The organism is Nonomuraea sp. LPB2021202275-12-8, from assembly GCF_037044575.1.
GTDB lineage: Bacteria > Actinomycetota > Actinomycetes > Streptosporangiales > Streptosporangiaceae > Nonomuraea.
Genome location: NZ_JBAHWD010000042.1, coordinates 66,670 through 78,634, shown reverse-complemented (window position 1 = coordinate 78,634; position 11,965 = coordinate 66,670). Strand labels below are relative to the sequence as shown.

Sequence of the window (11,965 nt, the reverse complement as noted above, 5' to 3'; positions counted from 1 at the left end):
TGCCCTTTCCGACCCGCTCCAGGACACGCAGCGAGCCCTCGGCGCGCACCTCGGCGAACGCGCCGGACTCCAGGGCGCGCAGGTAGACGCGGTAGGGCGCCTGCCCGCCGTCGGCCGGGTCGGGATAGATGTCGTGGAAGACGAGCGCCCCACCCTGCGTGAGGTGGGGCGCCCAGCCCTCGTAGTCGCGGGTGACCGGCTCGTCGGAGTGGCCACCGTCGATGAACAGCATGCCGAGCGGCGTGCGCCAGAGCGCGGCCACCTGCTCGGACCTGCCGACGACGGCGATCACCTCATCCTCCAGGCCCGCCGCGGCGATCGTGGCGCGGAAGGTCGGCAGCGAGTCCATCCTGCCGAAGCGCGGATCCACCAGCGTGGGATCGTGGTGGGCCCAGCCGGGCTGGATCTCCTCCGAGCCGCGGTGGTGGTCGACGGTGACGACGACGGTCCCGGCCTGCCTGGCCGCCGCGCCGAGATAGATGGCGGACTTGCCGCAGTAGGTGCCGATCTCGCAGATGGGGCCGCGCGCGCCGTAGTCGCGAGCCACCTCGAACAGGGCCAGGCCCTCCTTCGACGGCATGAATCCCTTGGCGTGCTCGGCTGCGTTGAGCAGCTCAGGCGGCATCGTCATATCCATGCACCCTAGTAGAACCGAATAACATTCCGTCGGCCTCTTGCCCGTCATAATGCAACCTGTTCTACTGGCAGCGTGAATCAGCGCGCTCGCATCTCCATGTCGGACGACGAGGTCACCGCGTTGCTGGAGGGGTCACGCAAGCTGCAGCTGGCGACCATCAACCCCGACGGCACGCCCCATCTGGTGACCATGTTCTACGGGCTCGACAAGGGGCGGATCACCTTCTGGACCTACGGCAAGGCCCAGAAGGCGCGCAACCTGGAGCGCGACCCGCGGGTGAGCTGCCTCATCGAGGCCGGCGAGGACTACGCCGAGCTGCGCGGGATCCTGCTGTACGGCCGGGTCACCCGGATGGACGCCGCCGAGGACGTGCTGGCCGTCGGCATGGACGTCGCGCGCAGGATGACCCCGGGCGTGGCGGACGAGCTCCTGCGCCCCTACGTCGAGCAGACCGGGCGCAAGCGGGTCGCTTACGTGGTCGAGCCCACCAAGGTGGTCTCATGGGATCACAGGAGGCTCACGTGAAAGTCAAAGTAGACGAACTGGTCTGCGAAGCCAATGCCGTGTGCATGGGGCTCGCGCCCGAGGTGTTCGAGGTGGACGAGGACGACCAGCTCCACATCCTGCTGCCCGAACCACCCCCCGAAATGCTGGACCGCGTACGCCACGCGGTGCGGTCCTGTCCCAAAGCCGCACTTTCCGTTGAGGAATAGCAGGAGGAGGAACCCCCCATGCGCGCCGCGCTTCTGCACGCCGTAGGCGACGACAAGCTCGACATCCGCGATGACGTCACCCTGACCCCCGTCGGGCCGACCGACGTACGGGTCCGGATCAGGGCCACCGGCGTCTGCCACTCGGACCTGTCGGCCATGACCGGCGTGCTGCCGCAGCCCGTGCCGCTGATCCCGGGCCACGAGGGCGCGGGCGAGGTGGTGGAGGTCGGCGACCACGTCTCCACGGTCAAGCCCGGCGACCACGTGGTGATCAGCTGGCGCCCGGCCTGCCAGGAGTGCGACCTGTGCCTGGGCGGCCAGCCGTACCTCTGCATGAAATACGTGATCGAGTCCTTCACCAAGGGCAACTTCCGCTTCGGCGGCGACACCACGGCGTTCGGCATGGCCGGGTGCGGCACCTGGGCCGAGGAGACCGTGGTCCCGTGGCAGGGCGCGATCAAGATCGACCCCGAGGTGCCGTGGGAGGTCGCGGCACTGATCGGCTGCGGCATCACGACCGGCGTGGGCGCCGCCATCAACACCGCCAAGGTGCGGCCCGGCTCGACGGTCGCGGTGATCGGCTGCGGTGGCGTCGGCCTGTCCGTGATCCAGGGCGCCCGCGTCTCCGGCGCGCGGACGATCCTCGCGGTGGACCCGCTGAAGTCCAAGCACGAGCTGGCCAAGAAGGTCGGCGCCACCCACGCGGTCACCCCCGACGAGGTGCCCGGCGCGCTGAACGAGCTCACCGGCGGCAGCGGCTTCGACTACGGCTTCGAGGTGGTCGGCAAGTCGGCCACCATCCAGAGCGCGTGGCAGGTCACCCGAGCCGGAGGCGACGTCATCGTCGTCGGCGCGGGCGCGGCGGACGACATGGTCTCCATCTCGGCGTTCAGCCTGCTCTTCGAGGGCAAGAACCTGCTGTCCAGCCTGTACGGCGAGGCCGACGTGCGGCACGACTTCCCCTACTTCGCCAATCTCTACAAGGCGGGCCAGCTGGACCTGGAGACGATGATCAGCTCGCGGATCAGGCTGGCCGACCTGAACGACGCGGTGGCCGCGCTGAAGAGCGGCGACGTGCTGCGCCAGATCGTCGTGATGGACTGACCCAGGAGCCTGCTCCCAGATCGGAATCCTCCTTCCGCACCATGACGGCCGCCTCCCCGCAAGGGTGGCTGGAGATCATGAGCCGGAAGGAGGATTCCGATGAGACGCACGATCGCAGCCCTGGCCGGGGCCGCCTTTCTGGCGGCCGCTGTCCCGGCCTCAGCCTCTTCGCACGAGCCCGGCGAGCCGGACTGGCGGGCCTGCGGCCCACACGGCATGCTGTGCGCCGCGATCACGGTGCCGGTCAGGGACCGCTCGACCAGCCTGCGGCTGGCCATGCTCCCCGCTACGGGCGCCCGCCGCGGCGCGGTGCTCTACGCCCCCGGCGGGCCGGGCAAGGACGGCATCCAGCAGGTACGTGACTCCGCGCCGATACTCGCGGACCTGAGGCGGCACTTCGACGTCGTCGCCTTCGAGACCCGCTACGAGCAGACCATGAAGGGCCTGCCGGAGTCGTGCTCGGTCGCCGCCGCTCCCCTCATGAGCGAGCCGAGCGACCGCGCCGACTTCGACCGGCAGGCGACGCGCCGGCGGGAGGCCTTCACCAGGTGCGCGGCGGGTGACGGCACGGGCCTGTTCGCCCGGACCGACTCCGCTGCCGTCGCGCGGGACATGGACGCCATCCGGGCCGCGCTCGGCGAGCGCCGGATCAACGTCATGGCCGAGTCCTACGGCGGCATCACCGCCACGGCCTACGCCCGGCTGTTCCCGCACCGGATCCGGGTTATGCATCTCGACAGCACGGTCGACCACACCGGCACCTCCAGTGCGCCGCAGGCGATGGACGCGAACGAGCGGATGCTCCGCCGCTTCGCCGAGTGGTGCGCGGTCGACGACTCCTGCGCACCGGACGGGTGAGCCGCTACTTGCCCGCGCCGTGCGCCCAGAGGTCGCGCAGCAGGGCCACTTCGGCGCCGTGGTGGATGACCTCCCGGTTGATGTGCAGCACCAGCGCGGCCATCGGCCGCTCGGCGTAGGGGCCCTCGGCCGGGCCGCACGGCCTGGCCAGCCCCTGCGCGCCGAGCGACCGCACGCCCTGCCACCACTGCTCGTAGGCCCGGTCGAGCTCGTCGAGAGCCTGCGCCGCCGTGGGCGCGTAGGCGTGCTTGAAGTAGTCGACGGGCGGGCCGCCGAAGTGGTCGGCGGTACGCGAGCCGAACGCGCCGACGATGATATGGCCGAGCCGCCAGGCGATCGTCGTCACCGGCTCCGGCTCGGGGGGCGGGTTGGCCCAGTCGATGCCGGGCTCGGCGCCCGGATGGACGGTCCAGCAGCCGGGGACCGGCTCCCAGAAGTACTCCTCGTCGGTCAGCCCGTCGAGGCGCGGGCGCAGCCGCAGCTTCCAGTGCCGGTCGAGCTGGTCATGCAGCTCTGCGGTCCAGTCGAGATCCATCCCTCAGGCTTAACCGTCCCGCGCGGCGGGCGCAACGGGGGCCCAGGGCCGCGGGCGAGGGGCCGGTGGCCCCTCGCGGCGCGGTCAGCTGTTGGAGAAGGCGGCGTCGAAGGAGGCCGTGGGCGGTGTGATGGCGTTGAGGTCGCGGATGTAGGACAGGGCCTCGCGGGCTCCGTCCAGGCGGTCCATGCCCGCGTCCTCCCACTCGACGGAGATCGGCCCGGTGTAGCCGATCGAGTTGAGAGCGCGGAAGCAGTCCTCCCACGGCACGTCGCCCCGGCCCGTCGAGACGAAGTCCCAGCCGCGTCTCATGTCGGCCCACGGCATGTGCGAGGACAGGCGGCCGCGCCTGCCGTCGCCCACGCGCATCCGCGTGTCCTTGCAGTCCACGTGGTAGATGCGGTCGGCGAAGTCGAGGATGAACGCCACCGGGTCCAGGTCCTGCCAGACCATGTGGGACGGGTCCCAGTTGAGGCCGAAGGCGGGACGGTGGCCGATCGCCTCCAGAGTCCTGACGGTGGTGTAGTAGTCGTAGGCGATCTCGCTGGGGTGGATCTCGTGGGCGAAGCGGACGCCCACCTCGTCGAAGACGTCGAGGATGGGGTTCCAGCGGTCGGCGAAGTCCTGATAGCCGGCGTCCACCATCGAGGCAGGGACCGGCGGGAACATGGCGACGGTGTGCCAGATCGAGGAGCCGGTGAAGCCCACCACCGTGTCCACGCCCAGCAGGGCCGCGGCCCTGGCGGTGTCCTTCAGGTCCTCGGCCGCCGCCTGCCGCACGGACTCGGGGTCACCGGAGCCCCAGATGCGGGCCGGCAGGATCGCCTTGTGCCGCTCGTCGATGGGATGGTCGCAGACGGCCTGGCCTACGAGGTGGTTGGAGATGGTCCACACCTTCAGGCCGTGCTTGTCGAGCTGGGCGCGTTTCTGCTCGACGTAGGAGGGGTCGGCCACGGCCTGCGCCACGTCGAAGTGGTCGCCGGAGCAGGCGATCTCCAAGCCGTCGTAGCCCCATTCGGCCGCCAGCCTGCACACCTCTTCGAAAGGCAGGTCGGCCCATTGGCCGGTGAACAGCGTGATGGGTCTCATGAGTCCTCCACGGTGGTGAAGCGGCTGCCGTCAGCCGCGCTCTGCTCGACGGCGGCCAGCACGCGCTGCACCCGGAGCCCGTCGGCGAACGACGGCGTGGGGTCGGTGCCCTGGCCGATCGCCTCCAGGAAGTCCTTGATCTCGTGGGTGAAGGTGTGCTCGTAGCCGAGGCCGTGTCCGGGCGGCCACCAAGCGCCGACGTACGGATGGTCCGGTTCGGTGACGAGGATGCGCTCGAAGCCTCTGCCGCCTTCGCTGAACCACAGCTCGTTCATGGCCTCGAAGTCGAAGGCGAGGCTGCCGAGCGAGCCGTTGAGCTCGATGCGCAGCGCGTTCTTGCGGCCGGTGGCGAACCTGGTGGCCTCGAACGAGCCGAGCGCCCCGCCGGACAGCCGGGCGGTGAACAGCGCGGCGTCGTCGACGGTCACGGTGCCGGTGCCCGAGGAGCCGGCGGCGGCCAGGCCCGACGACTGCTCCGAGAGGGGACGTTCCTTGATGAACGTCTCGGTCAGCGCCGAGACGCCCACGATCCTCTGACCGCTGATGAACTGGGCGGCGTCGATGATGTGCGCGCCGATGTCGCCGAGCGCGCCGGAGCCGGCCTTGTCCTTCTGCAGCCGCCAGACCAGCGGGAAGTCCGGGTCGACGATCCAGTCCTGCAGGTACTGGGCGCGCACGTGCCGGATCTCGCCCAGCCTGCCCTGCTCGACCAGGTCGCGGGCCAGCGCCACGGCGGGGACCCGCCGGTAGTTGAAGGCGACCATGTTCTTGCCCGTGGCCGAGGCTGCGGCCGAGACCATGGCTTCGGCTTCGGCGACGGTGTTGGCCAGCGGTTTCTCGCAGATGACGTGCTTGCCTGCCCGTAGGGCGGCGATGGCGATCTCGGCGTGGGTGTCACCGGGCGTGCAGATGTCGACGATGTCGACGTCCGCACGCCCGATCACGTCCCGCCAGTCAGTCACCGCCTCCGCCCAGCCCATGCGTTCGGCCGCCGCTTCGGTGGCCTCCTTCGAGCGTCCGGAGATCACCCGCATCCGCGGGATGACCGGCAGGTCGAAGAAGGCGGCGACGTTGCGCCAGGCCTGGGAGTGGACGCGTCCCATGAAGGCATAGCCGATCATGCCGACGCCGACGGTTCTGTCTGACATGCAACCCCCGATCAGGATTCGAAACCAAGTGGCAGATACTTCTCGACGTTCTCCTTGGTAATGGTCTCGGATGCGAGCGTGATGGACTGCGGAACCTGGTTCTCCACGAGGTCACTCATGCCCTTGCCTTGGGCGATCAGGCGAGCGAGTTTGATCGCCGATGAGGCCATCGTGGGACTGTAGGTGACCGTGGCCTTCAGCACCGAGGTGCCCGACTGGATCTCCTTCATGGCGTTGGCCGAGCCGGCGCCGCCCACCATGATGAACTCGTCGCGACCGGCCTCGTTGATCGCGGCGAGCACGCCGACGCCCTGGTCGTCGTCGTGGTTCCAGAGCGCGTCGATCTTCTTGTGGGCCTGCAGCAGGCTCGCGGCGACCTGGTTGCCGGTCTCCACGGTGAACTTGGCGTCCTGCTTGGCCGTGACGCTGAATCCGTACGTCTTCAGCGCGTCCTCGAAGCCCTTGCTGCGGTCCTGGGTGAGCGGCAGCGTGGCGATGCCCTGGATCTCCACGATGACCGGGTTGGCGACGCCCTTGTCCTTCAGCGCCTTGCCGATGTAGTGCCCGGCCGCGACGCCCATGCCGTAGTTGTCGCCGCCGACCCAGGTGCGGTAGGCGAGCTTGTCCGGGAAGACGCGGTCGAGGTTGATCACCGGGATGCCGGCGTTGGTGGCCTGCAGGGCGACCTGGTTGAGCTGCTGGCCGTCGTTGGGCAGGATCACCAGCGCGTTCACCTTGGCCGCGATCAGCGATTCGACGGCCGAGATCTGCTGGTTGATGTCGTTGGTCGGCTCGACGGGCCTGAACTCGACGTCCGAATACAGCTTGGCGGTGGCCTCGGCGTTCTTGGCGATGGCCGCGATCCAGCCGTGGTCGGCCGCCGGCGCGGAGAAGCCGATGACGACCTTGGTGCCGGGCTGGTCGTTGCCGCTCGCCGCCGGGACGGGCGCGGTGGCGGCGGTGGCCGGGGTCTCGGCCGGCTCGTTGCTCGTGCAGCCTGCGGCTAACAGGACGGCACCGCCGACGAGGAATCCCCTGCGCGCGACGTTGTTGCTCATGGTGCTCTCTCCTTCAGATTCCGTCGCTGGAGAAGGACGGCGACGACGATGATCAGGCCCTTGGCGATCAGTTGGTCACTGGTGTTGAGCCCGTTGAGGATGAACAGGTTGGTGATGAGGGTGAAGATCAGCAGGCCCAGGATCGAGCCGATGATCGTGCCCCGGCCGCCGGTCAGCAGGGTGCCGCCGATGATGACGGCCGCGATGGCGTCGAGTTCGTACAGGTCGCCGTGGGTGGACGAGCCTGTGGTGGTGCGGGCCATGATGAGCACCGCGGCGATGCCGCAGCACAGCCCGGACAGCGCGTAGAGCAGCATGGTGTGCTTGCGGACGTCGATCCCGGCGAGTCTGGCCGCCTCCGGGTTGCCGCCGACCGCGTAGGTGCGGCGGCCGAAGGTGGTGCGGTTGAGCAGGATCCAGCCGAGCACCACGACCAGCGCGAAGATGTAGACGAGCAGCGGGATGCCGAGCAGCCGCGTGGTCGACAGGTCCACGATGGCGGCGTTGCCGCTCTGGATGAGCTGGGTCTTGCGGTCGGACATGCGCTGCGCCAGCCCGCGCGCCGCCACCAGCATGGCGAGGGTGGCGATGAACGGCACCAGCCGCCCGTAGGCGATGAGCAGCCCGTTGACCAGGCCGGCTCCGGTGCCCACGAGGACCGCGCAGATCACCATGACGAACGGCCCGAACTCCTGCGTGGCCAACGTCGTCGCCCAGACCGAGGCCAGCGCCATGATGGCGCCGACCGACAGGTCGATGCCCCCGCCGATGATCACGAACGTCGCGCCGACGGTGATCACGCCGATGGTGGCGGCCAGCGACAGGATGCTCACCAGGTTGGAGGTGGTCGCGAAGTTGTCCGGCCTGGTGACCAGGCCGACGATGACGAGCAGGCCGATCGCCACCAGCAGGCCGAGGTGCCGGGCCTCGCCGAGCATGCTCAGCGGGTTGCGTGACGCGGCCGCTGGAGGCGCGGATCCGCCTGTCTCCGGGACTGCCGCCGGCGGTCTTCCGGGGTCGCTCATCAGGCCGCTCTCCCATCCATGATCATGTCGAGCACGCGGTGCTCGTCGAGGTCGCCGGCGTCCGCCTGGTGGATGACCGATCCCTCGCGCAGCACCAGCACGCGGTCCGCGAGGCCGAGGACCTCGGGCACCTCGCTGGAGACCAGCAGCACCCCGATCCCCTGGTCGGCCAGGTCGCGGATGACCGCGTACAGCTCCGCTCTGGCGCCCACGTCCACGCCGCGGGTCGGCTCGTCGAGCAGGAGCAGCTTGCGGCTGCCGAGCAGCCAGCGGGCCAGCACGGCCTTCTGCTGGTTGCCGCCCGACAGGTTCTTGATCGGCCGTTCCGGGTCGGGTGGCCGAATGTCGAGTGCCTTCACCAGCCGGTGCGCCTCGGCCCGCTCGCGGGCCCGGTTCATCCAGCCGAGCCTGGCGAAGCCCGGCAGGCTGCCCAGCGTGATGTTGGCGGTGACGCTCTGGTCGAGCAGCAGGGCCTGGGCCTTGCGCTCCTCGGGGGCCAGGCCCATGCCCCGCCTGACGTTGGCCACGACGTTGCGCCGTGCGGGCCGCCCTGACAGCTCGACGCGGCCGGACGCGGGGCGCGCGCCGTACACCGCCTCGAGGATCTCCGAGCGGCCGGAGCCGACCAGTCCGGCCAGGCCGACGATCTCGCCGGCGCGGACGGAGAAGGACACGTCGGCGAACGCGCCCGGCGAGGTGAGCCCCTCGACCTTCAGCACCTCCTCGCCGGGCGGGTTGGCCGCCCTGGGCGGGAAGACGTACTCGACGTTCCGGCCGGTCATCAGCGAGACGACCTGCGAGGTGGGGGTGTCGCGGGCGGGCAGGCCGACGGCGACGGTACGGCCGTCCTTCAGCACGGTGACCCGGTCGCCGATCTCGCGGATCTCCTCCAGCCGGTGGGAGATGTAGACGACGGCCACGCCCTGCCCGGTGAGCTCCCGGATGATCCGGAAGAGGTTGGCCACCTCGTCGTGGGCCAGGGCGGCCGACGGCTCGTCCATGATGATCAGGCGGGCGTCGTGGGAGAGCGCCCGCGCCATCGAGACGACCTGCTTGGCGGCTGCCGAGAGCCGTCCCACCTCGGTGGAGGGGCGGATCTCCCCGTGCCCGAGCCGCTCCAGCACCTGGCGGGCGGCGCGGTTGGCGGCCGACCTGTTGACGAAGCCGAGTGTGGCGTGCTCGTGGCCGAGGAAGATGTTCTCCGCCACGCTGAGCCCGTCGACCAGGTCGAGTTCCTGGTAGATGGTGGCGAAGCCGAGCCTGATGGCGTCGTTGGGGCTCGACGGGCGCACCGGCGCGCCGTTGAACTCGATGGTGCCCTCGTCCGGCTGGTGGACGCCGGCGAGCACCTTGATGAGCGTGGACTTGCCGGCGCCGTTCTGGCCGAGCAGGCAGTGCACCTCGCCTGCCCGCACGTCCAGGTTCACCCCGTCCAGCGCGCGCACGCCCGGGAACTGCTTGACGATCCCTCTCATGACGAGCATCGGGGCCCCCTCTCAGGCGTTGACGATGCGGTTGATGTTGTCGGGTGACAGGTAGTGCTCGATCGCGAGTATTCCGGCGCCGAGCGAGGCGGCGTTGATCCCCGTCCGGCTCGGCACGATCGACAGATGGTGCGTGGCCAGCGGCAGCGACCGGCGGTAGACCGTCTCCCTGATGCCGGCGAGCAGGTGCTCGTGGACCCTGGACAGCGCGCCGCCGATGACGATGACCTCGGGGTTGAAGAAGTTGACCAGGCTCGCGAGCACCTCGCCGATGAGCCGGCCGGCCTCTCTGACCAGCCGCAGCGCCTGGGTGTTGCCCGCCTGTACGAGCGCGACGACGTCGGCCCCCGACTCGGCGGCGATGCCCAGCTCGGTGAGCCTGCGCGCGACGGCCGCCCCGCCCGCGACGGCCTCCAGGCAGGCGCTGTTGCCGCAGCGGCAGCCGGCCTCCTCGTGGCCGCTGACCCGGATGTGGCCGATGTCGCCGGCCGAGCCCTGCGCTCCCCTGTGCAGCCTGCCCTCGGCCACGATGCCGCAGCCGATGCCGGTGCCGACCTTGACGAACAGCAGGTGGCGGATGCCGATGAAGGCGTTGCGCTGCTCGCCCAGGGCCATGACGTTGACGTCGTTGTCGACGAGGACTTCGGCGCCGTCGAAGTAGTCGGGGATCGGGTAGTCGTTCCAGCCGGGCATTATCGGCGGGTTGTTGGGCCTGCCGGTGGCGAACTCGACCGGGCCCGGCACGCCCATGCCGATGGCCCGCAGCGCCGCCCGGGGCCGTCCGGCCTCGGCGAGCAGCCGGTCGAGCCGCCCGTCCACGTGCGCCAGGACCGTCTCCGGCCCCTCTCCGATCAGCAGCTGGTCCTCGCACGAGGCCAGTACCTCGCCGGACATGTCCATCAGCGCGATCCGGCAGTGCGTGGCGCCGAGGTCGACCCCGGCGAAGGCGTGCTGCTCGGTGTGCAGGCGGAGCTGGCGGGGCGGGCGGCCGCCGGTGGACTCGCCGCTCTCGGTCTCCTCGACGAGGCCGCGCTCGATCAGCGCGTCGACTCGCTGGGCGATCGTGGACCTGGCCAGGCCGGTGAGCCGGGCGAGGTCGGAGCGGGTCGTCGCGGAGCCTGCGCTGATCAGCGTCAGGACATCGCCGGGCGAGCCCGGAGCGGGGGTCATGCCGCGACAATAAGATCACACAACCGACAATTCAAGAGTGTGAGCCGATCAAACTCCCCCAACTTCCGCCGATAATCGAACAAAGCCTGATATGTCGCTGTCTGAGGGGTTTTGCGGCACGAAAAAGCGGTGGGACACCCCCTGGTCGAGGTGATCCCACCGCCCTGGTGAGCCGCTCCGCTAGAGCATCGCCTTCATCGAGTCGGCCGCCGTGAGGACGTAGGGCTGCTCGGCCATGACCGACTCCCAGTTGTCCGCCACCGTCTCCGGCGTGATCTCGTCGGTCTTCCAGCCGGGCCCCTCGGCCACGAACACCCGCGCCACCCGGCCGCCGCCCACGCTGAACACCTCGCCGCTGGCCTCGCACGAGTCGTGCACCAGATAGGCGACCAGCGCGCTGACCCGCTCGGAGGTGAACTTGGCCTCGAACTCGGCCGGCAGCAGCGACTCGGTCATCCGCGTCCAGGCGATGGGCGCGATCGCGTTGGCCTTGATGCCGTTGCGCGCACCCTCGATGCCGATCGTCTTGGTCAGCCCGACCAGCCCCATCTTGGCGGTGGAGTAGTTGGCCTGGCCGAAGTTGCCGAACAGGCCGGCCGGGCTGGAGGTGTTGACGACCCGCCCGTAACCGGCCTCCTTCATGTACGGGTAGGCGGCCTGACTGACCAGGTAGGAGCCGCGGACGTGCACGGCCAGCACGTTGTCGAAGTCCTCGACCGTCATCTTGCCGAACGACTTGTCGCGCAGGATGCCCGCGTTGTTGACGACGATGTCGATCCTGCCGAACGCGTCGACCGCGGCCTGCGCGATCGCCCTGGCCCCCTCGGGGGTGGCGACGTTGTCGGTGCTGGCGACGGCCTGGCCGCCGTTCTTGGTGATCAGCTCGACCACCTCCGCGGCCGGGCCCGTGGACGCGCCGCTGCCGTCGAGCGCCCCGCCGAGGTCGTTGACGACGACCTTGGCGCCCCTGTCGGCCAGCAGGAGCGCGTGCGAACGGCCGAGGCCGTGCCCAGCTCCTGTGACGATCGCGACCCTGTCATCGAACCGAAGCATCGAACCTCCAGCCAGGAGAACAACATTCTAGTACGAGCACAATAACCCGGCCGGGAGGCAGAGCGAATGATCGTCGCGGATAGTGATCGAT

At 69.8% G+C, this 11,965-nt stretch carries 13 protein-coding genes; 4 read left to right on the top strand and 9 right to left on the bottom strand.

All coding sequences use genetic code 11. The annotated features are described in order from the left end of the window. The coding region (locus V5E28_RS43000) for a class I SAM-dependent methyltransferase (protein WP_336215820.1) at positions 1 to 637 on the bottom strand (637 nt) is incomplete at its 3' end. 72 nt (positions 638 to 709) lie between these two features. Between V5E28_RS43000 and V5E28_RS42995 the strand changes: the two genes are divergently transcribed. The 4 genes from V5E28_RS42995 (at position 710) to V5E28_RS42980 (ending at position 3,312) form a co-directional block, all read left to right on the top strand. Further along, positions 710 to 1,162 carry a pyridoxamine 5'-phosphate oxidase family protein gene (locus tag V5E28_RS42995; protein ID WP_336215819.1) on the top strand — a complete coding sequence of 151 codons (453 nt, stop codon included), beginning with the start codon at positions 710 to 712 and terminating at the stop codon, positions 1,160 to 1,162. After that, positions 1,159 to 1,350, top strand: a complete 192-nt coding sequence (locus V5E28_RS42990; RefSeq protein WP_336215818.1) for a ferredoxin — start codon at positions 1,159 to 1,161, stop codon at positions 1,348 to 1,350. Before V5E28_RS42995 ends, V5E28_RS42990 begins: the two co-directional genes overlap by 4 nt. Before the next feature lie 18 nt (positions 1,351 to 1,368). After that, the gene (locus V5E28_RS42985) at positions 1,369 to 2,454 is read left to right on the top strand and encodes a Zn-dependent alcohol dehydrogenase (RefSeq protein ID WP_336215817.1); all 1,086 of its coding nucleotides are present in this window, start codon (positions 1,369 to 1,371) and stop codon (positions 2,452 to 2,454) included. A gap of 99 nt (positions 2,455 to 2,553) precedes the next feature. Further along, complete coding sequence (locus tag V5E28_RS42980; RefSeq protein ID WP_336215816.1) at positions 2,554 to 3,312, top strand: alpha/beta fold hydrolase; 759 nt, start codon at positions 2,554 to 2,556, stop codon at positions 3,310 to 3,312. 4 nt (positions 3,313 to 3,316) lie between these two features. Here the strand turns inward: V5E28_RS42980 and V5E28_RS42975 are convergent, their stop codons facing one another. The 8 genes from V5E28_RS42975 to V5E28_RS42940 form a co-directional block, all read right to left on the bottom strand. Continuing rightward, positions 3,317 to 3,847 carry a DinB family protein gene (locus tag V5E28_RS42975; protein ID WP_336215815.1) on the bottom strand — a complete coding sequence of 177 codons (531 nt, stop codon included), beginning with the start codon at positions 3,845 to 3,847 and terminating at the stop codon, positions 3,317 to 3,319. A gap of 84 nt (positions 3,848 to 3,931) precedes the next feature. Next, positions 3,932 to 4,936 carry a sugar phosphate isomerase/epimerase family protein gene (locus V5E28_RS42970; RefSeq protein ID WP_336215814.1) on the bottom strand — a complete coding sequence of 335 codons (1,005 nt, stop codon included), beginning with the start codon at positions 4,934 to 4,936 and terminating at the stop codon, positions 3,932 to 3,934. Beyond that, complete coding sequence (locus V5E28_RS42965; protein ID WP_336215812.1) at positions 4,933 to 6,084, bottom strand: Gfo/Idh/MocA family protein; 1,152 nt, start codon at positions 6,082 to 6,084, stop codon at positions 4,933 to 4,935. The genes V5E28_RS42970 and V5E28_RS42965 overlap by 4 nt, the downstream gene beginning before the upstream one ends. An 11-nt stretch (positions 6,085 to 6,095) precedes the next feature. Beyond that, entirely contained in the window at positions 6,096 to 7,142 is a 1,047-nt protein-coding gene (locus tag V5E28_RS42960; RefSeq protein ID WP_336215810.1) for an ABC transporter substrate-binding protein, read from the bottom strand. Further along, positions 7,139 to 8,167 carry an ABC transporter permease gene (locus V5E28_RS42955; RefSeq protein ID WP_336215808.1) on the bottom strand — a complete coding sequence of 343 codons (1,029 nt, stop codon included), beginning with the start codon at positions 8,165 to 8,167 and terminating at the stop codon, positions 7,139 to 7,141. The genes V5E28_RS42960 and V5E28_RS42955 overlap by 4 nt, the downstream gene beginning before the upstream one ends. Beyond that, entirely contained in the window at positions 8,167 to 9,651 is a 1,485-nt protein-coding gene (locus V5E28_RS42950; RefSeq protein ID WP_336215806.1) for a sugar ABC transporter ATP-binding protein, read from the bottom strand. Before V5E28_RS42950 ends, V5E28_RS42955 begins: the two co-directional genes overlap by 1 nt. A gap of 12 nt (positions 9,652 to 9,663) precedes the next feature. Next, on the bottom strand, positions 9,664 to 10,821 hold the full coding sequence (locus tag V5E28_RS42945) for an ROK family transcriptional regulator (RefSeq protein WP_336215804.1): 1,158 nt from the start codon (positions 10,819 to 10,821) through the stop codon (positions 9,664 to 9,666). Positions 10,822 to 11,001: 180 nt separating this feature from the next. Next, complete coding sequence (locus V5E28_RS42940) at positions 11,002 to 11,874, bottom strand: SDR family oxidoreductase (RefSeq protein WP_336215802.1); 873 nt, start codon at positions 11,872 to 11,874, stop codon at positions 11,002 to 11,004. Between the last annotated feature and the right edge of the window lie 91 nt (positions 11,875 to 11,965).